The sequence below is a fragment of the Massilia violaceinigra genome (assembly GCF_002752675.1).
Classification (GTDB): Bacteria; Pseudomonadota; Gammaproteobacteria; order Burkholderiales; family Burkholderiaceae_D; genus Telluria_A; species Telluria_A violaceinigra.
On the sequence record NZ_CP024608.1, the window covers coordinates 4624828 to 4645348 of the forward strand.

At 64.3% G+C, this 20521-nt stretch carries 15 protein-coding genes; 9 read left to right on the forward strand and 6 right to left on the reverse strand.

Features of this window, described 5'->3' with window-relative positions; all coding sequences use genetic code 11:
- Nucleotides 1–350 precede the first annotated feature (350 nt).
- Nucleotides 351–2327 carry a helicase-related protein gene (locus CR152_RS20275; RefSeq protein ID WP_099877730.1) on the forward strand — a complete coding sequence of 659 codons (1977 nt, stop codon included), beginning with the start codon at nt 351–353 and terminating at the stop codon, nt 2325–2327.
- A 142-nt stretch (nt 2328–2469) separates the two neighbouring features.
- Here CR152_RS20275 and CR152_RS35065 read toward each other — a convergent pair whose 3' ends face one another.
- A complete protein-coding gene (locus CR152_RS35065) occupies nt 2470–3036 on the reverse strand; it encodes a KGG domain-containing protein (protein ID WP_099877733.1) in 567 nt (188 codons plus the stop codon).
- Between the two features lie 422 nt (nt 3037–3458).
- Between CR152_RS35065 and CR152_RS20285 the strand changes: the two genes are divergently transcribed.
- Complete coding sequence (locus CR152_RS20285; RefSeq protein ID WP_167399926.1) at nt 3459–5555, forward strand: carbohydrate-binding protein; 2097 nt, start codon at nt 3459–3461, stop codon at nt 5553–5555.
- 187 nt (nt 5556–5742) lie between these two features.
- On the opposite strand, the gene CR152_RS20290 is transcribed toward CR152_RS20285, so the two are convergent.
- Nucleotides 5743–6243: a hemerythrin domain-containing protein gene (locus CR152_RS20290; RefSeq protein WP_099877736.1), complete on the reverse strand. Its 501-nt coding sequence runs from the start codon at nt 6241–6243 to the stop codon at nt 5743–5745.
- Between the two features lie 271 nt (nt 6244–6514).
- Here CR152_RS20290 and CR152_RS20295 point away from each other — a divergent pair, with 271 nt between their 5' ends.
- Nucleotides 6515–8965: a penicillin-binding protein 1A gene (locus CR152_RS20295; protein WP_307718588.1), complete on the forward strand. Its 2451-nt coding sequence runs from the start codon at nt 6515–6517 to the stop codon at nt 8963–8965.
- Between the two features lie 130 nt (nt 8966–9095).
- Nucleotides 9096–10439 carry a trypsin-like peptidase domain-containing protein gene (locus CR152_RS20300; RefSeq protein ID WP_099877739.1) on the forward strand — a complete coding sequence of 448 codons (1344 nt, stop codon included), beginning with the start codon at nt 9096–9098 and terminating at the stop codon, nt 10437–10439.
- A 162-nt stretch (nt 10440–10601) separates the two neighbouring features.
- Here CR152_RS20300 and eutC read toward each other — a convergent pair whose 3' ends face one another.
- From eutC to CR152_RS20315, 3 genes are all read right to left on the reverse strand, one after another.
- Nucleotides 10602–11396 carry an ethanolamine ammonia-lyase subunit EutC gene (eutC, locus tag CR152_RS20305; protein ID WP_099877742.1) on the reverse strand — a complete coding sequence of 265 codons (795 nt, stop codon included), beginning with the start codon at nt 11394–11396 and terminating at the stop codon, nt 10602–10604.
- On the reverse strand, nt 11393–12763 hold the full coding sequence (locus CR152_RS20310; RefSeq protein WP_099877744.1) for an ethanolamine ammonia-lyase subunit EutB: 1371 nt from the start codon (nt 12761–12763) through the stop codon (nt 11393–11395). Before CR152_RS20310 ends, eutC begins: the two co-directional genes overlap by 4 nt.
- Before the next feature lie 73 nt (nt 12764–12836).
- Nucleotides 12837–14054 (reverse strand): metal-dependent hydrolase, encoded by a 1218-nt coding sequence (locus CR152_RS20315; protein ID WP_099877747.1) that lies wholly within the window; start codon nt 14052–14054, stop codon nt 12837–12839.
- A 101-nt stretch (nt 14055–14155) separates the two neighbouring features.
- Here CR152_RS20315 and CR152_RS20320 point away from each other — a divergent pair, with 101 nt between their 5' ends.
- From CR152_RS20320 to CR152_RS20335, 3 genes are all read left to right on the forward strand, one after another.
- The gene (locus CR152_RS20320) at nt 14156–15265 is read left to right on the forward strand and encodes a porin (RefSeq protein ID WP_099877750.1); all 1110 of its coding nucleotides are present in this window, start codon (nt 14156–14158) and stop codon (nt 15263–15265) included.
- A 247-nt stretch (nt 15266–15512) separates the two neighbouring features.
- A complete protein-coding gene (locus CR152_RS20325; protein ID WP_167399927.1) occupies nt 15513–16364 on the forward strand; it encodes a universal stress protein in 852 nt (283 codons plus the stop codon).
- Between the two features lie 375 nt (nt 16365–16739).
- The gene (locus CR152_RS20335) at nt 16740–17672 is read left to right on the forward strand and encodes an AraC family transcriptional regulator (protein ID WP_099877758.1); all 933 of its coding nucleotides are present in this window, start codon (nt 16740–16742) and stop codon (nt 17670–17672) included.
- A 194-nt stretch (nt 17673–17866) separates the two neighbouring features.
- Here the strand turns inward: CR152_RS20335 and CR152_RS20340 are convergent, their stop codons facing one another.
- Nucleotides 17867–18367, reverse strand: a complete 501-nt coding sequence (locus tag CR152_RS20340; protein WP_229413476.1) for a SixA phosphatase family protein — start codon at nt 18365–18367, stop codon at nt 17867–17869.
- Between the two features lie 169 nt (nt 18368–18536).
- Here CR152_RS20340 and CR152_RS20345 point away from each other — a divergent pair, with 169 nt between their 5' ends.
- On the forward strand, nt 18537–19184 hold the full coding sequence (locus tag CR152_RS20345; protein ID WP_099877761.1) for an ANTAR domain-containing response regulator: 648 nt from the start codon (nt 18537–18539) through the stop codon (nt 19182–19184).
- A 34-nt stretch (nt 19185–19218) separates the two neighbouring features.
- On the forward strand, nt 19219–20364 hold the full coding sequence (locus CR152_RS20350) for a CmpA/NrtA family ABC transporter substrate-binding protein (protein ID WP_099877764.1): 1146 nt from the start codon (nt 19219–19221) through the stop codon (nt 20362–20364).
- Nucleotides 20365–20521 lie beyond the last annotated feature (157 nt).

Below are 20521 nucleotides of genomic sequence, written 5' to 3' on the forward strand. Positions count from 1 at the left end.
TGCATGATGGCGAATCCAAATTGTTGCGTGAACGAGCGCAGTTTCTGCGTTCAATCGCATAAATGTTTCAAGTCAGAGCTCTGACCCCGGTTGTGTCGCCACATGCCCGATGGCAAACAACACGGCTTTCTCCTATGGCGCTGGCTGCTGCCGTGTCTTACATCCACGTTGGCGAAGCTAAATTGTTGCTTGATCGAGTGCAGTTTGTGCGTTTAACCGCATAAATGTTTCAAGTCAGAGCTCTGACCCCGGTTAGGAAACAGATGTGCTGATGCAGGCATTGGAACTACGCAACAGGCGCAGACGCGATATAGTTGACGTTCATCGCCTATACAATTTGACCCGTACCAATGACAGCATCCTTAACTCAGCAATTGCCTCCTTCCACCACCGACGACAGCGACGACGATGCCCTCATCGCCGAACTGGGCTTCGACCATCAGCAGGTGCGCCTGGTGAAGATGGAGGGGCGGGTGTTCCTGCAATTTTCCGGCGAGGTCGATGAAGGCGGCCTGAATGTGCCTTACCACCTCGTGCCTGCCCAGGGCGTGCTGGCCAAGCCGAGCAAGTGGCGCAAGATGGATCCGGACGCCAAGCGCGCCCTGCTGCGCGAACGGGTCACTCCGCGCGCCATCGATGACCTGCACCAGAGCGTGCGTGTGTTCGTGCGCGATATGTCCGGCGAGTGCGAGGACCAGAACCTCGATGCCGCTACCTTCCTCGGCCCGCTGTTCGAGGTCGATACGTCCGAGCCGGCCAGCTATCTGTTCGAGCGCATCGAGCAGCGCGTCGCCCACGCCGTCGAGCGCGCCCAGGAGGAGCGTCACGCCGAGCGCACCCGCGCCAGCATCAACCTGGCCGAGTATCCCGATTCCTTCGAGGTGGCGCGCCGCTTGCCGCGCAAGTTCATCGCCTTGCTCGGCCCGACCAATTCCGGCAAGACGCACCGCGCGATGGAAGCCTTGGCCAAGGCCAAGAGCGGGGTCTATCTGGCGCCGCTGCGCCTGCTGGCGCTGGAAAACTTCGAGCGCCTGCAAAGCGCGCGCCCGCACGGCAAGCCGCTGGCGGTCAGCCTGGTCACGGGCGAGGAGCGCCGCATTGCGGACGATGCCACCCACGTGGCCAGCACGGTCGAAATGCTCGATACCCGCACGCCGGTCGAGGTCGCCATCATCGATGAAATCCAGATGCTGGCCGACCGCGACCGCGGCTCGGCCTGGACCGCTGCCGTGTGCGGCGCCCCGGCCTCGGTGGTCTACCTGGTCGGCGCCCCGGAAGCGCGGCGCGCGATCGAGGCGCTGGCCGAGCGCCTCGAATGCCCGCTGGAGGTGCACATGCTCAAGCGCATGGCGCCGCTGTCGATGGAGCCCGGCGCGGTGCGCAAGTTGCGCAACCTCAAGCGCGGCGATGCGGTGATCTGCTTTTCGCGGCGCGAGGTGCTGATGTGGCGCGACATGATCACGGAAATGGGCTTGTCGGTGGCGACCGTGTACGGCAACCTGGCGCCCGAGGTGCGGCGCGCCCAGGCCGAACGCTTCCGCGAGGGCAAGGCCGATATCGTGGTCGGCACCGATGCGCTGGCCATGGGCCTGAACATGCCGATCGAGCGCATCGTGATGACCACCAGCGTCAAGTACAACGGCGTGGAGGAAGAGGAAATTTCAGCCTCGCTGGCACGCCAGATCGCCGGCCGCGCCGGACGCTACGGCGTGCACGAGGAGGGCAAGGTGGCCGGTTACGATGACGAGACGCACGAGGTCATGCGCGCGCTGCTCAAGGAAAAGCTGGCACCGCTCAACGCCACCGGCTTTTCGGTCGCGCCATCGGTCGAGCATCTGCACCGCATCGCGGCCGTGACCGGTGAAACGTCGCTGGTGCGCCTGCTCAGGCGCTTCGTCCACAATATCGATGTGCCGGACGGTTTTTTCTATCCGCGCATTACCGAGGAGCAGGCCGAGCGCGCCGTGTGGCTCGATACCTTGCCGCTGTCGGTGGCCGAGAAATTCATGCTGTCGCTGGTGCCGGTGTCGACCAAGGTGCCGTCGCTGCAGCGCGCATGGGAAATGTGGGCGCAGTCGCTGGCGAAGAAAAAAATCTGCAAGCTGCACGAGGATACGGGCCAGCAGGCCTGGCAGAACCTGCAGGAGGTGGAGGATAGCTGCCGCCTGTATTCGGCGTACGCCTGGCTGGCTTACCGCGCGCCGGATTTCTTTCCGAGTGTCGCGCTGGCGCAGGAGCTGGCACGCAGCGCGTCGGAACGGGTCGATTCGATCCTGCAGTCGCAAAAGGCGGCGGCTCGCAAGCGTCACGACAAGAAGTTCCGATAAACGCCGGCGGCGCCATTGTTGCGCGTCCGCGTCGCCAGCGCCAGTTTCCGTCGCCGCAATGAACGGCAGAATGACGATAGCCTGCACGAGGCAGGCTATCGTCTTGCATTACCCCGCGTGAACGGGGCAGGGTGCGGCTAGCTTATTTGGAGCCCTTGCTTCCCGAGCCTGAGCCTGAACCGGAACCCGATTTCGAACCGCCCGAGCTGGCATTGTTGGAGCCGCCCGATTTGCCGCCTGAAGACGAATCGTCGTCCGAGGAGCCGCTTTGCTTGTTGCCGCCGCGCGAGGTGCCGCTGTCGGAATCGCTCTTGTTACTGGCCGATGAGCCACGCGAGGAACCGCTGTCCGAATCGCTCTTGTTGCTGGCCGACGAGCCACGCGACGAACCACTATCCGAATCGCTCTGCTTGTTGCTGCCGGAGCCGCTTTGCTGGTTGCCGCCGCCGCTGTGGCTCAGCTTGCCTGCTTCGCGGGCTTCTTCCGAGGTGAACTCATGGGCATTGCCCGAAGCGTGGGCTGCGCGGCCGCCTTCGGCTGCGATTTCGCGCTGCTGCTCAGGATCCATCGAGGCAAAGCCGCGGTTGCTGGTATCGCTCTGGTTGTTACCCTGGCCGCCCTTGCTGCCGCTTTGCGAACCGCTGTCCGACTGGTTGTTACCTTTGTTGCTACCTTGATTGTTGCCGCCTTGGTTGTTGTTCGATGCCATGATGATTTCTCCTAATGTTTTAATTAAAGAAACTGCAAGAACTACCTTGTGTTCGCCGTCGGACTTGTTGTTCGTCAGCGAGTAGAGACATCTTAGGTCAGCGGGCCGAGCATTAGAGTAGGAGCACTCGCAACTGGCGTGTAGGACTAAAGTAAGCTGAGTCCGCCGGGTTGGCTGACCAAATTTGTCGCCGGAAAGTCATCTGTACGCGCACAAACTTTCCCCGGAGCCCAGCCATGCTGGCGCCACTTCAAGCGAAGTTTCCCTATAGCTTTTTATATTTACGTTGACGCCGCATGGCGAAGTCCATACTATCGACTGCACGGGATGGGAACGTTTCCATTTCGGGTGATGTGATCCTTGTCTTCCCCGGCGGCACGGCCTGGAACCGGGCTGCTTCTTATAACAACAGGAGACTTTCCATGGAACCTACCCTTCACAGGGACTTGAGCATCGGGCTGCCGCGATTGGCCTGTGCCGTGGCCGGCGCCTTGTTCAGCGCGGCGTGCGCTGCACAGACAGCCTTGCCCGGCAAACTCGAAGCGGAGAGCTTCGCGTCGATGCAGGGCGTGGCCACCGAAGCGACGTCGGACGCGGGTGGCGGCGCCAACGTGGGCTGGATCGAGACCAACGACTGGATGAATTATTCGGTCAATCCGGCCACCAGCGGCTGGTACACGGTGCAGTACCGGGTGGCCTCGGGTGGCAGCAGCGGCCAGCTGGTGCTCAGCCAGAATGCCAAGGACATCAGCGAGGCGGTGGGCGTGCCCAACACCGGCGGCTGGCAGACCTGGTCGACCATCAGCTCGCGCGTGTTCCTCAATGCCGGGCCGCAGAACCTGGCCGTGTTCGCCAAGGGAGGCGGATTCAACCTGAACTGGATCAACTTCACTGCCGAGAACGCCCCGGCCGCCCTGCCGGCGATCCGCCAGAACGGACGCTACTGGGTCGACAGCAGCGGCAAGCGCGTCAATCTGCGTGGCGTCAACCTGGGCAACTGGCTGCAGATGGAGTTCTGGATGCTGAACAACAGCATGTCGACCAGCAACGGACCGGTCAACGACCAGTGCACGCTCGAAGGCACGCTGGCGGGGCGCTTCGGTAATGCGGAGAAGGAACGCCTGATGGGCGTGTACCGCGACAGCTGGATCACCACGCGCGACTTCGACCTGATCAAGGGCATGGGCATGAACGTGATCCGCGTGCCGTTCTACTTCAGTCTGGTGGAAAACGAATACAGCCCTTACAACCTGCGCGCGGACGCCTGGAAGCATCTCGATTTCGCCATCAACGAGGCGGAAAAACGCGGCATGTACGTGATCCTCGACCTGCACGGCACCGTCGGCGGCCAGGCGGGGGAGAAGGAGCAGCACGATGGCTGCGTCGGGCCGGCGCAGCTGTGGTCGAACGCGGGCTACCGCGACCGCACCAAGTGGCTGTGGGACAAGATCGCCGAGCGCTACAGGGGCCGCAACGCCGTGGCCGCCTACGACTTGCTCAACGAGCCGTGGGGGACGGACGCGACCACCCTGGCCAATTACGCGTACGAACTGTTCAACGTGGTGCGCGCGAAAGACCCGAACCACGTGATTCTGCTGCCGGGCCACAACAGCGGCATCGATGCCTACGGCAATCCGAACACGCGCGGGCTGACCAATGTGGCGTTCTGGATGCACTTCTATCCCGGCCTGTGGGGCTGGAACGAAGTGCAGGGCGCCGCCAACCAGGCCAACATGCACGCCAACTGGCTGCACTGCAATCCCAACGGCACGGGTGAGAGCTGCGACTGGAACGCCAAGCTCACCGGCTTGAACACGCCCTTCCTGATCGGCGAATTCCAGCCCTGGACTTTGCTGGGCAGCTACGGCGGACAGATTACCCGCAAGACCTACGATGCCTACAATATGTACGGCTGGGCGGCGACCAACTGGGCGTACAAGAACGTGACCTACGGCGGCTCGAATGGCGATACCAATGCCTGGGGCTGGGGCATGGTGACCAACAGCAGCAATGGCGGCGCGATGGGAAGCCTGAACGTCAGCACGGCGTCGAGCGCGCAGATCGAGAGCTATTTCCGCGCTTTCGCCACGCAGCCGCTGGTACGCAATGAAAGCATTGCGTACTGGATGAACTGGAAACCGGAAGTAGGTGCGCGCATCGAGGCGGAAATGTTTACCACGCACAGCGGCATGCGCATGGAAACGACGACCGACGCGGGCGGCGGATTCAATGTGAGCAATATCGATAACAATGACTGGATGAGCTATCCGATCAATGTGCCCAAGGCCGGGTGGTACAAGCTGCAATTCCGGGTTGCCAGCATCTACAACGGTGGGCAATTCGCATTGAGCAAGAACGGCAGCGACCTGGCGACGGTGACCGTGCCCAATACCGGTGGATGGCAGAACTGGCAGACGGTGACTGGGCGGGCGTATCTGGAAGCCGGTCAGCAGGACCTGGCGATTTACGCGCGCGTTGGCGGCTGGAACATGAACTGGCTGCAGATGAACGCGGAGTAGGGTGGTTTGAGGCGCGCCGGAGAACGATCCGGCGCGCTTTTTTTCTGTGCCTCTGCAATGCCGTTGGCGCGCAGGCGGCACTAAGCACGAAGGGCTACAACGCAAACGATTCCCCGACAACCCGCGCTTGCGCCAGCGGGCTATGGAGGAACCGTGTGCTAACCCGCCTCAGCGGGGTGAATCCGACTTACACCGTGATCTGCGCCTTGCGCTCGGCAATCTGCTGCCCCAGCGCTTCCAGATCCAGGCCGGCATCGCGTGCCTTCGGAAACATTTCGTTTTCTTCTTCCTCGACGTGATGCTCGATCATCTCGGACAGCACTTTCACTTTGGCATCGAACAGCTCTTCGGTCGCTTCCATTTCCATGATCTGCGCGATCAAGTCTTTCGCTGATGCGTGCTCGACAGTTGCTTCGTCCACCAGATCTTCATTCTTCTTGGTGGCGGCGCGCACTGCTGGGTAGAAAATTTCTTCTTCGGCCGTCGCGTGCTTGGTCAACTCGGTACAGATCTGCATGGCCAATTTTTTCTTGGTTGCATGAGCACGGTCGCCCAGGCCTTCAAACTGTTCGAACATCTGCTTGACGTTCTCGTGGTCTTCAATCAGCAGCGCAATCGCATCCTGGGCTTCCTGGCCGCCTGGGACTGCCTTTGGCGTAGTACGGGTGGTCGACGATGAGGTTCTCATAATAGTGCTCCTGATATTTTCTATGGTAACTAATGCGCTACCGGGTGGCTGGGATATTTCCTGGCTGCCTGTCTTGTAGCAGAAAGGTCATGATAGGCGGCCTCAGTCGTGCGGGGAGTAGGCGCACTGGCAACCTTCGCGTAGGACAAAACCACCTCGGCCTATCAGGAACCATGCTCGTGCATGTCGGACCCTCCGATCGACGCGTGCGGCCCCGTCCCCTCGGATATACTGTCAGGCAAGTTAATGACTATTAAGCAAGGAAATAACAGTGGGTGAAGAACGCAATCTGGCAGGACGGCTGCAGCAGGGCCTGCGCGCCGCTGGCGAGCAACTTGGCCGCGGCCGCGCGTATCTGATGGCGCAGCCGGTGTATAAACGCATCGGACTGACGCTGCTGTGGTGTATTGCCGCACCCGTGGCGCTGCTGCTGGTGTGGGTGCTGATCCTGATCCCTTTCACCCCCGGCGTGGCCGACCTGAAGCAGGCGCGTGCAGCCAAGGCGTCAATCCTGGTCTCGGCCGACGGCAAGGAGCTGGCCAGCTTTGAAGAGGGTTTGCAGGAACGCGTGACCCTGGCGCAGATTTCACCCCACATGATCGCCGCGCTGATCGCCACCGAAGACCACCGCTTCAAGGACCACCACGGTATCGATTACAAGCGCACCCTGGCCTCGGTTGTTTACACGCTCGGCGGCGACCCGCAGGGCGGCTCGACCATTACCCAGCAGCTGGCGCGCAATATGTTCCCGGAAGAGATAGGCCGCTCGCGCAACCTCAACCGCAAGCTCAAGGAAATGATTACGGCAGTCAAGATCGAATCGGCCTACAGCAAGGACGAGATCCTGGAAGCCTATCTGAACACGGTGCCTTTCCTGTACAACACCTTCGGCATCGAAATGGCAGCGCGTACGTATTTCGATACCACGGCCTCCAAACTCGATATTCTGGAAAGCGCCACCCTGGTGGGCATGCTCAAGGGCACCAACTACTACAATCCCGTGAGCAATCCCCAGCGCTCGGTGCAGCGCCGCAACGTGGTGCTGGCCCAGATGCGCAAGCACGGCATGCTCGACGAGAAGCGCTACGAGAGCCTGCGCAAAAAGCCGCTGCGCGTATCCTTCTCGCGCCAGGCCGAGCGCAGCCCGACCGACACCCATTTCACCGCCTACGTGCGCAAGTGGCTGATCGAATGGGCCGACAAGAACGACTACAACGTGCAGAGCGACGGCCTGGTGGTGCACACCACGCTCGACTACGCCATGCAGGAAGCGGCCATGAAGGCGGTCGAGCGCCAGGGCAATGCCTTGCAGATCATTGCCGACGTCGAATGGTCGCAGCCCGACAGCGGCGGTTCCGGCTCGGCCGGCGCCTACGCGGGCATGCACGGATCGATCACGCCGTTCGAGTATTTCTGGCGTTCCAAAGGGACGCTGGTCAACGCCTTCATCCGCGAAACGCCCGAGTACAAAAAAGCCATCGAAAACGGCGACACCGGACTGGTGGCGCTCAAGCGGCTCAAGTCGGACCGCGCGTTTATTGCCCGCTTACGCGCCGCCAAGACGCGCCTGGAGACCGGCTTTGTGGCGATGGACCCGGACAGCGGCCACATCAAGGCATGGATCGGCAGCCGCGACTTTCATAAAGAACAGTACGACCACGTGGTGCAGGCCGCGCGCCAGCCCGGCTCGACCTTCAAGCCGATCGTCTATGGCGCCGCGCTGGAAAAAGGCTTCGCGCCCAACCGTCCGTATCGCGACGCGGTGATGAACATCAAGGCGGGCGACGGCACCATCTGGCGCCCGACCGACATGAGCGGTTCGAGCGGCAACCAGATGACCATGCACGATGGCCTGGTGTTTTCCAAAAATACCATTACCGCCCAGGTGATGCAGGATGTCGGGCTGCCCGGCATCATCAAGCTGGCGCGCGACCTCGGCATCCGCGAGAGCAAGCTGGAAAAGGTACCCTCGCTGGCCCTGGGCACAAGTCCCGTGACCCTGCTGGAAATGGTCAATGCCTACAGCAGCATCGCGGCCCAGGGGCAGTACCGCAAACCTGTGTTCGTCACCAAAATCACGGACCGGGCGGGCAAGGTGGTGGCGCATTTCGGCGAACCGGTGTCGGAGCAGGCGATGACGGCGGAGAACGCGGCCAGCCTGATCGACATGATGCGCGGCGTGATCAACCGCGGTACGGGCACGGCCATCCGCTATCGCTTCGGCATCAATGGCGACGTTGCCGGCAAGACGGGCACCACCCAGAATAATGCCGATGGCTGGTTCATCATGATGCATCCCAAGCTGGTGGCAGGCGCCTGGGTCGGCTTCAACGACAACCGCGTCACCATGCGCAGCAATTACTGGGGGCAGGGCGGCCACAATGCGATCCTGGTGGTGGGCGACTTCTTCAAGGCGGCGATTGCTGATGGGAAAGTTGATGCCGCCGCCGTGTTCCCGGGCGGACGTCGCCCGGCGCCGGTGGTGCAGGAAGAAGATCCGGGCGATATCAGCGAAGAAGCGGGCGAAATGCAGCAGGAAGGCGTGCCGCCACCGCCGCCGCCGCCGACCGATCCGGACGACATGGAAGCGGAAGGAGAAGAGCCGATGACGGGCGATCGCGCCGATCCTTCGTCCGGTCAGCTGCCCTTGCCGCTACCAATGCCGCCGTCCGCGCCGCCACCTGAATCCGATTCCGGCGCGCCGCCGCTCCAGCGCGAATAAGAAAATGGCCAGCGGGCAAATGATGCCCGCTGTGTCGCGGCGGCGACGAAGAAAAAGCAATATTTCCTCGTGGCTATGATAAGGAGTGATATTTACGCTATCATCGACGTTTCCGTCGGAGACGCTGCACATGAAACGAACGCTGTACACCATTCTGGGTGTCGATCCCCTCGCCACTTCTGAAGAGATTGCTGCCGCGTACGCGCGCTTGCATGCGGCGTTCCAGAGCGGTTCGTACGACCGCAACGACTGGGTCCTGGTGCGCGAAGCCTATGCCGTGCTGTCGAACACCGACAAGCGCGCGATGTACGACCGCAGCCAGATCGCACCGCCGCTGACGCGCAGCGTCGAGCAGGCGCCCGCGCAGCAAGGTTTCAGCCTCGACTGGCGCTATGGCCTGGCCGCAGGCCTGCTCGTGGCCGGGCTGGTGTATTTTGCCAAGGGCCGCCCGCCGGCACCGGCGCCGGTTATTGCGACCCAGGGCGCCACCCAGAACGCCACCCCGGTGCTGATGCAGGACAGCGGTACGCGCGCCGATCCATTCGCGGGCCAGTCCCAGGGCGCGCAAGCACCCGCTGGCGGCAGCTCGTCCGGCGCGCTGGGCATGGAAGACCTGTTCGCCAAACTGTCGCCGTATGTGGCGCGTATTAATATGTACAGGGGCGGCATCCAGACCGGCACCGGCAGCGGCGTGGCACTCGGCGGCGACGCGATCATTACCAACTGCCATGTGGCGCTGGCGGGCACGCGCCTGCAGGTCAAGCTCGGGCAGGACAGCTACGAAGCGACCGTCGCCGTGGCCGACGAAGAACGCGACCTGTGCAAGCTGTCGGTCAAGGGCCTTAATGCCCCGGCCGTGGTGATCGGCGCGTCGAGCGACGTGCGCACCGGCCAGCGCGTGATTGCCATTGGCGCTCCGCACGGGCTCGATTTGACGATCAGCGACGGCATCGTGTCGTCGCTGCGTCCGCTCGACGGCGGCACGCTGATCCAGACCACGGCGCCGGTCTCGCCCGGATCGAGCGGTGGCGGGCTGTTCGACAGTGCGGGCCGGCTGGTCGGGATCGTCACCTTCCAGATGCGCACGGGACAGAATCTGAATTTCGCCGCGCCGGCCGAATGGATCGGCAGCATGCGTTCGCGCAGCGGCAGCGGACTCATCGGCAAGATGAGCGCGGAACGCGCCCAGAGTGACCCGGCCCAGAGCGCGCGCAATGGCGATATGGTGGTGGGCCAGTGGCATTGCCACGATACGATCGGCGGTACCTCGGTGCTGATTTCCTTCCATGACGACCGCACGCTGGAAATGCGCTATGAGAACCGGGTGTCGCCAGGCCGCTGGATGTACCGCGACGGCCAGCTGGGAATTCAGTTCGCGAACGTGGCCGATACCATGCGGATGGAAGAGCTGTCGCGCGACAAGATGATCCTCAAGTTCAACGTGGGTCAGCGGCTGGTCTGCGCGCGGCGTTAAGATTCGTCGCGGCGGTCCCCTTCACGCTGTTGTTCCGTGCAGGGGTGGCCCGGTCGCCATGCGGAACCGTGTGGCCGCGCGACGCTCCCAGCGCCGCGCGAAGCCGGTTCCCCCCCATGGCTGAAACGACGGCGCTGGAGGCAATAGTCGTCATCGCCCCCATCAACGCAGCAAAAAATTCCCTTTCCCTGCCGTAATCACGCCCTGATCCGCAACCGTATCATCCTTGAGCAACACTCCAGACATTCCGCGCTGGCGCGCCTGCGTCAGCAGGTGATGCAACCGGTACGCCGCCTCGTCGTAACCGAGCCCGGCCGGCCGCACATTGGAAATGCAGTTGCGGTCGGCATCGGTCAAGCCGACGCGCGGCGCCCAGCTCATGTAAATGCCCATGCTGTCCGGTGAACTGAGGCCGGGCCGCTCGCCGATCAGCACGGCCACCGCGCGGGCATTCAGCAATTGCCCGATCTCGTCGCCGATGGCCACGCGCGCCTGGCGGGCAATGACAATCGGTCCCACACTCCATTGCTCCTGTTGCAAGCGCTCCAGCACCAGCGCCAGGAACGGCTGCGCGTTCTGTTCGATCGCCAGCGCCGACAAGCCGTCGCCAATGACCAGTGCCAGGTCGCACGAAGCCGGCGCCGCGGCCATCAAGGCGGCACGCGACGGCGCATCGAGCACGCGGCCCAGGTCCGGACGCTGCAGGTAAGTGGCGCGGTCCGGGCAAGCGCTGTGCACGGCGACGCAGGCGTGCCCGTTCCCGGACAATGCCGCCGCCAGCGCACCGGCATCGAGCGCCATGTGCACCGCGTCGCGCGCACGCGCATGCGCCAGCTGGAAATCGAGCTGCGCCGAAGTCGGCACGCTCACGCCGCTACGCCCGAGCGCGATGCGCGCCTGGGTCAGTCCGCGCAAGGCCTGCCAGGGGTTGGACAGCACATGTTTGGGTTGGTTCATAAGCGGAGCAAGGCTTGCTGAAAGGCCGGCGCCAGGGCGTCCGGCAGTTGCGCGGCGCCATCGCCGCAAAAGATCTGCATGCGGTGCAGCCAGGCTTCGAATTCGGGTGCGGCGCGCAAGCCCAGCACACGGCGCGTGTACAAGGCGTCGTGAAAGGAGGTGCTCTGGTAGTTGAGCATGATGTCGTCCGACCCCGGCACGCCCATCACGAAATTGCAGCCGGCCGCGCCGAGCATGGTCAGCAGCACGTCCATGTCGTCCTGGTCGGCTTCGGCATGGTTGGTGTAGCAAACGTCGCAGCCCATCGGCAAGCCGAGCAGCTTGGCGCAGAAGTGGTCTTCCAGCCCGGCACGGATGATCTGCTTGCCGTCGTACAGGTATTCGGGGCCGATGAAACCAACCACCGAGTTCACCAGCAGCGGCTTGAACGCGCGCGCCACCGCGTAGGCGCGCGCTTCGCAGCTTTGCTGGTCGACCCCGTGGTGGGCATTGGCCGACAGCGCGCTGCCCTGGCCGGTTTCAAAATACATGACGTTGTCGCCCACCGTGCCGCGCCCCAGCGACAGGGCGGCGCCGCGCGCTTCGGCCAGCAGCGCCAGGTCGATGCCGAAGCCGCGGTTGGCGGCCTCGGTTCCGGCCACCGACTGGAACACCAGGTCGACCGGGGCGCCGCGGTTGATCGCCTCGATGGTGTTGGTGACGTGGGTCAGCACGCACGACTGGGTGGGGATCCGGTAGCGGGCGATGACGGCGTCGAGCATGCCAACCAGCGTGACGACCTGGGCCACGTTGTCGGTGGCCGGGTTGATGCCGATCACGGCGTCGCCGCTGCCGTACATGAGGCCGTCGAGCATGCTGGCCGCGATGCCGGTGGCGTCGTCGGTCGGGTGGTTCGGCTGCAGGCGCGTGGCCATGCGGCCTTCCAGGCCGAGCGTGTTGCGAAAGGCCGTGACCACGCGGCATTTGCGCGCCACCAGCACCAGGTCCTGGATGCGCATGATTTTTGATACGGCGGCCGCCATTTCCGGCGTGATGCCGGGCGCGACGGCGGCCAGGGTGGGGCTGTCGGCCGCGTCGCTCAGCAGCCAGTTGCGCAGGTCGCCGACGGTCAGATGCGCGATGGGCGCGAACGCGGCGGCATCGTGGCTGTCGACGATCAGGCGCGTGACTTCATCGTCTTCGTAGGGAATCAGGGGATTGTCGAGGATGGTGCGCAGCGGCAGGTCGGCCAGCGCCATCTGGGCGGCCACCCGTTCTTCGGCGCTGGCAGCGGCCACGCCCGCCAGCAGGTCGCCCGCGCGGGCCGGCGAGCTGCGGGCCATCAAGTCCTTGAGGTCGCGAAACGCGTAGGTGCGCGGCCCGACCATGTGCGAAAACCGCTGTGTTGTCACGAGATGTCCGGCGGTGGTTAGCTTGGAAACAGCATAGCACGGTCCCGCGCTACAGCAGATCCGCGCGCGGATAGTCCCACGCCGGCACGCCCGTGGGGCAGGGCTGGCCGTTTGCCTGGTCGAGCGGAAAGGTGGTGAAATTGCCCGCCGGAGTGTTGCTGAAGCGGGCGTCGGACGCATTATCCGGACCCAGCGCGGGCATGCGCGCGAAGCGCAGCCAGGCATCGAAGCGGCAGTTGCTGGTCTGAAGTTTGCGCAAGCGGGCCAGCGGCGCTTCCTCGCTCCAGTTGACGACGAGCTGCGCTTTCAGCGGCCGTATGCCTTCGGCGAGGGCCGTGGGACAGGCATCGAGCGCGAGCACGCTTGGTGCCACGCTGACCATGCCGCGCCGCAGCCGGTAGGTGCCGGCGACGGCATCCCGTTCGGCCGACACGAAAATCCAGCATGCCGGGTTGGTGGGGAATGCCGTCATGGCGGTATCGAGCAGGGTGCTGGCCGGATCGAGCTGGCGCAGGTGGTCGGCCACGATGGTTTTGCCGCGCTGCATCGCCGCACCCTGCATAGCCACGAAGCCGACGCCGCCCAGCAGCGCGGCGCACAAGGCCAGCTTGCCACTCTTGCCGACGCGCTGCTGCAGCATGGTCAGCACGGCACCGAACGCCAGCAGGGCCGTGAGCGAACCCCAGTGCAGATACCCGCGCATGGTGAAATAGCCGAGCACGGCGGCCAACCCGCCCAGCAGCAGCCCGCGCCAGACGCGGCTGCCCAGCGTCATCGCCAGCGGCACGGCGCCGGCCACCCAGAACACCGGTTCGAGGATGAAGACCGCGTCGCCGTAGAACCAGCGCGCATCGAACGGATAAAACGGATGCACGCCGTACGAGTTCAGCGCATCCATTCCCAGATGCAGCAGGAAGCCGGCGCCGACGGCCGCGAGCAGGCCGGCGCGGGCCGGTTTGCTGGCGCGCAGCAGGGCGCGCGCGCCGGGCCACAGCATCCACAGCAGCGCGATCAGCAGCAGCGCCTGCGGCACTTCGTACAGCAGCGTGTGGGTGTGGCCGCGGTGATGCAGCAGGTAGCCCAGCGGCTGGGGCAAGAGCCCGGTGAGCACGAGGTCGAGGTCGGGAAAATTGCTGGCGGCCCAGCACGACACGAGCATCAGGCGGCGCCGGGTGCGCTGGTGGGCCGGATCGGCTTCCGCAGGCAAAGTACGGTGAACCAGTTCGCCAACGGCCAGTCCAACCAACGAGTGACTTAAATTATCCATGCCGGCGATCTTACCGTGCCTGCATCGTTCATGCAGATGAGTTTGATGCCGGTGGAGCCGTCATGGCGGGAGAAACGCAGCATCAACCGGGGAAACAGATAATGAAACTATCCATCTCATTTGCAGCAGCCGCCGTGCTTGGTTCGCTAAGCGGCTGGGCATGTGCGCAGTCGTCCGTGACCATGTACGGCGTTGTCGACGCCGGCCTCGTGCGCGAGCAGGGCGGCGCCGGCGGCAACCTCACGCGGGTCAGCAGTGGTGTCGGCTCGGCGTCGCGCATCGGGTTCCGCGGATCGGAAGACCTGGGGTATGGCTGGAGCGCCAACTTCCTGCTGGAAGCGGGTGCGCGTATCGACACCGGCCAGCAGGAGGAAGCCGGGGCGCTGTTCCACCGCCAGGCTTACGTGGGGGCGCGTCATCGGGAGTATGGCGGGCTGACCCTGGGGCGCCAGTACACGCCTTACTATAATGCGCTGACCGGCGTGGCGGACCCGTTCGGCGGCGGCTACGCGGGCACTGCCAAGAACCTGTTCCCGGCCGGCGGCCAGAATACGCGCACCAGCAACGCCATCGTGTATTCGATGCCGGAAATCATGGGCGTGACGGGGGAGGTGTCCTACGCGCTTGGCGAGCAGCCCGGCGGCAGCACGGCCGGACGCCAGTTCGGATTGTCCCTCGGTTACAGCCGGGGTGGACTCAATGCGCGCCTGGCCTACAACCACCGCAACAATGACGTCACCACGGCTGCCGGCGCGGCTTCGGTGCCGCCGCTGCCTGCCGCCGAGCGCGAGATCGGGCGCAATACGCTGCTGGCAGCCAATTACGACTTTGGCGTTGCCCGCGCTTACGCGGCATATGGGGTGGACAAGGGGACCAACAGCGCGCTGCTGCCCAACAGCGGCAATCCGTATGGGGGCGTGCGGCCCACCGCCTCGACGGACAGCCGCGACATGCTGCTGGGAGCCTCGGTCCCGTTCGGCATGACCACGCTGATGGCATCGTATATCCGCAAGAACGACCGGACAGCCTACAACCAGGATGCGCATCAGTGGGGCGTGGGGGTGAGCCATGTGCTGTCGCGGCGCACCAGCCTGTACACGGCGTATGCGCGCATCAAGAACAAGCGCGGCGCTGGCTACACCGTCGGCAACAACACGGAACCAGGCAGCGGCGACAGCGCCTTCAACCTGGGTGTGCGGCATGTGTTCTGACGGCCCATGGCATGTTATGCGGACCCGGATAAGTTCCATTTAATCGGGCGAACGCGTTTGACATCGCGCAAATTGAGGCGAGCGCACAAGGCTAGTCTGGTTTGTGCGGTGCATGCCCGGCGCTGCGGGAGTTCATCTGTTCGAGACGTGGCCCACGCTCGGTACTCTTGCGGGAATTGCAGCGTGCCCGGTGATGCGCTGCCTGTCGGGCGCGACCGGTCGCAACGGAGTCAAAAAGGAGGCCAACATGGAGTACAAAACGATCGTGGTGCATGTCGACGAGTCGCCCCAGGCCGCTGTGCGTATTGACGCCGCGGCCCGACTGGCCATCGAGCACAATGCGCATCTGATCGGCAGCGCGCTGACCAACCTGCCGCCGCGCCTGCTCGCGCTGAGCGGGCTCGATCCCAGCCTGCCGCCGGTGCAGGCTCCGCTGGCCGAGTTGCGCCGCCTGGCCGACAGCGCGCTCGATGCCTTTGAGCAGCGGGCTAACGCGCTGGGCGTGCTGTCGTTCGAACGGCGCCGGCTGGAGGAAGAAATCGGGCTGGGCATGAGTCTGCAGGCGCGCTATTGCGATCTGCTCGTGATCGGGCAGCACGATGCCGCGCATCCCTTGCCGGGCATGCGCGCCGATTTTCCCGAGTACGTCCTGCTCAACTCCGCCAAACCGGTGCTGGTGGTGCCCGCGGGGGCGCGGGGCGCCTCCATTGGGGCGCCGCTGGGGCAGCGGATCGTGGTCGGCTGGAACGGCAGCGCCCCGGCCAGCCGTGCGATCGCCAGTGCTATTCCGCTGATGCAACGCGCGCGCCAGGTGGACATTGTGGTAGCCGATGCGCGGGCCCAGGGCGATCTGCACGGTGCCACGCCGGGCGCCGACCTCGCCTTGTACCTGGCACGGCACGCGATCCGGGTCAACGTGCGCGACGTCGACAGTCATGCGGACGCCGGCCGGGCGCTGCTGGCGGCGGCGGGTGAGGCGGGCGCCGACCTGATCGTGATGGGCGCTTACGGCCGCTCGCGCTTTCGCGAAGTCTTGCTGGGCGGCGCGACCAGGACCTTGCTCCGCTCATCGACATTGCCGCTCTGGATGGCCCACTAGACGCGGGCGGCAGGAAACAGGAGCACGGCCTCGAACCTTGTGAATAGCGGTGGCTGGGGCACTCAGCGCGGAAGGCCTGGAGCCAGACCTTGCGCATGGCGGTGGCTGGGGCACTCAACGCGGATGGGATGGAGCCGGGCCACGCCGTCCCGGGCTTGCCAATAGCGCTGGCGGTGGGGCAGGGCGTGCCGCACTGCCGAGGCGCGGGAGAGGGGCGCACCCGTGTTGCCGCTGGCGCGCACCGATTTGCTGCACGGGCATGCGCACTGGCGGCCTCGCAAGAGAATCAGGCACGCCTGCGCGAGGATTTGATCTTGGCGCGCAGGCGTTTTGCGCCTTACACTGGCGGCTGACGAACCCGCCACAGAGGAGCCGATGCCAACGCCGCCGAGCAGACAAGACCGCATGATCGCCTTGCTGGGCAGGCTGGCGCCGTCCGAGGGCTATACTGCGTCCGCGCTCGACGACGTGCGCTTCATGCGCGCGAACCGGGCCGTGGCACGCGTGCCTGTGCTGTACGAGCCATGCATCGTGATCGTCTGCCAGGGCCGCAAGCGGGGGTATCTGGGCGAGCAAAGCTTCATTTACGATGCCCAGCAGTTTCTGGTGCTGTCGGTGCCTTTGCCTTTCGAGAGCGAGACCGACGCCAGCGAAGCCGAGCCGCTGCTGGCGCTCAAGATGCACATCGACCTCGCAGTCGCTGCCGAGCTCGCGCTGGCGCTCGGCCCCGCGCCGTCAGCCCACACCACGCCCGTCAGCATGTGCTCGACGGCGATGGACGAGGCCATGGGTGACGCCGTGCTGCGCCTGCTCGAAGTGCTGTTGTGCCCGGTGGAAGCGCGCGTACTGGGACCGGGCATCCTGCGCGAAATTCTGTATCGGGTCCTGACCGGCGAACAGGGCGGCTCTGTGCGTGCGGCCTTGGCCCAGCACAGCCAGTTCGGCAAGATCGGCAAGGCGCTGCGCCGCATCCATGCGGGTTTCAGCGGCGAGCTGGACGTGCCGATCTTGGCGCATGAGGCAGGCATGAGCGTGGCGGCTTTCCACGCCAACTTCAAGGCGGTGACGCAAACCTCGCCGATCCAGTATCTCAAGAGCACGCGCCTGCACAAGGCAAGGCTGTTGATGGTGCAGGAGGGCATGAGCGCCTCGTCTGCCTCGAACCGGGTCGGCTATGAAAGCAGTTCGCAGTTCAGCCGCGAATTCAAGCGCTTTTTCGGCCGCAGTCCGGTGCAGGAGGCGGCGATGATGAAAACGCTCCTGAGCCAGGCGCCGAGCGAGCCGCCCGGCTACGTGAGCGCGCATTAGCCGGAACGGCTGAAGAAGCTGGCAATCCCGCTCAAGCTCTCAGACTGCTCAAGTACTGGCAAATAAGCGGGTTGGTGGCGCAGGTACCGGTGCAAGGCGCATCCCGCTGGCTGTCGCAGCCAAGCGACGTTGAAAGCGCCAACCGGGACGCGCGGTCATGCTCGTATCCGCTAACGGCAGCGTCGTACAATTCGTCAAGGCGCCACGGTATGCAGCAATACCGTCGTCACGCTGCCATCCTTGTCGACGATGAGCTGATATAGCCGGTCGAATTCATCATCCCCGATGTCGCTACCAGGTTTGCCGCCGAACAAGCGCACCAGTTCGGGCACGGTATTGGAATGGCCCACCACCAAGGCCGTACCGCCCGCCGCCTTGACCTGCGCGACCAGGTTGGCGCTTTGCGCGGGATCGTACACCTGCACCTGTAATCCCAAGTCGGTGGCGAGCGGCTGGGCGGTCTGGCGTGTACGCTGCGCCGTGCTGCTGTACACATGCGCGATGCCGGTCGACTTGAGAATGGCGGCGATATTGCGTGCGCGCGCCTTGCCCTGGGCGGTCAGATCAGGATCTTTCTCGACCGCTGCCTTTTCGCCATGCCGCACCAGATAGATGATGGTTGGGTCGGCTACAGCCAGACCGGGCGCCAGCAAGGCGGAAGCCAGGAACAGGCCGCCAAGAAGGGAAGAGCGCATGCGCATGGTCGGCTTTCAGATATAAAAACAGCAATGTATCCCAGCCTGGCGAGGAAGCGCAACTGTTCCCGCTGCGCCATTCCGTTCGAGCCGCCCTTGGAGCAGCAGATCGTGCTGGCGCATATCTTGCTTGTATTGTAAGGATATGGCCTCACTCTCAACCAATAACATGTCCAAAACCCCCGCGCATCCCCCACGCAAGCTGCGCATTGTCGTCGTCAATACGATCGTTCCGGAAGGCGGCGAGCACGATGCCGCCCTGGCGGTCCAGGTCATGCGCGGTAACGCGCTGCGCATCGGCCTGCTCGAATCGGGCTACGACATCGTCGCTTCGCTACCCGCCGATATCTATTTGCCCGAAAGGATCGCTCAACTTCAACCCGACATGATTATCATCGATGCCGAATCGGACGCCCGCGACGTGCTCGAACACATCGTCATCGCCACCCGCGACGAGCGCCGCCCGATTGTGCTGTTCACCGAGGACGACACCACCAGCAGCATGGACGCGGCGATGGCCGCAGGCGTGTCGGCCTACATCGTGGCGGGCTTGCAGTCCGAGCGCATCAAACCGGTGCTGAACGTGGCGCTGGCGCGCTTTCGCCAGGAGCAGAAGCTGCTTGCCGAGCTGAGCGAGACTCGCCACAAGCTGGCCGAACGCAAGGTGATCGACCGCGCCAAAGGCATCCTGATGACCCATCACCGGCTGACCGAAGACCAGGCGTACCAGAAACTGCGCAGCATGGCGATGAACAAGAATTTGAAGCTGGCGGAGATTGCCCAGCGCATTCTCGATGTCGAGGATCTGCTCGGTTGAGTCGCCGCGTAGCTACAGGAAAGCAAGGAGTTGTATGGCAGAGATAAATGTAAAGCAATTGCGTACGGTCAGGATCGGCTTCATGCCGCTGACCGACTGCGCCTCGCTGGTGATGGCGGCCGAGTGCGGGTTCGACCGCCAATATGGCATCAGGATCGTGCTCAGCCGCGAAACCTCGTGGGCGAACGTGCGCGACAAGCTGGGCTCGGGCGCGCTCGACGCCGCCCATGTGTTGTACGGGCTGATGTACGGGGTGCAGTTGGGCATCGGCTGCCAGCAGCAGGCGATGGCCGTGCTGATGAACCTGAGCCGCAACGGCCAGGCCGTGACGCTGTCGCGCGCGCTGGCGGAGCAGGGCGCCGTGGATGGGCCGAGCCTGGCGCGGCACATGCGGAATGCGCCGCGCGGCTATGCCTTCGCCCACACTTTCCCGACCGGCAATCACGCAATGCTGCTGTATTACTGGCTGGCGGCGCACGGGATCGACCCGCTGCGCCACGCGCGCGCGCTGACGGTGCCGCCGGCCCAGATGGTGGGCAGCCTGCGCGCCGGGATGATCGATGGTTTCTGCGCCGGCGAGCCGTGGGGCCAGCGCGCCATCGACGACGGTGTCGGGGTGACGGCGGTGACCAGCCAGCAGATCTGGCCCGATCATCCGGGCAAGGTGCTGGGAACGACGGCGGCGTTTGCCGGGAGCGATCCGGGCACTTGCCGCGCGATGATTGCGGCGGTGCTCGACGCCAGCCGCTGGATCGAGGCCTCGAAGGCCAACAAGGAGCAGACGGCGACGGTGCTGGCCGGGTCGGCGTATCTGAATACGGGCCGGGAAGCCATCGCGCGGCGCCTGGTGGGGCAGTATGACAACGGTGTGGGCGGCCAGTGGACCGATGAAAAGGCGCTGCGTTTTCATGGCGATGGCGAGGTGAATTTCCCGTATCTGTCGGATGGGATGTGGTTCATGACGCAGCAGCGGCGCTGGGGGTTGCTCAGGGACGAACCGGATTATCTGGGGCAGGCGCAGGCGGTAAACCGGATCGATCTGTACCGCGGCGCAGCGGAAATGACAGGGACTTCGGTGCCATCGTCGCCGATGCGCAGTTCCACGCTGATCGACGGCCTCGAGTGGGATGGCAGCGATCCGCGGGGGTATGCGCAGTCGTTTCGGATTCACCTGGGGTAGGGCTTATTCCCCGTCCCGGCGTGACGACAAAGCAGGAAGAAGGCGCCGCACCCTCCCACGCATCATTTTCGGGCATTTGTGCACCGCAATGTAGCGTTCGCTTCTTTTTCCTGCCTCAGACCTCCGATCCCGCCCCGCACCCACCCTGGCACGGCGT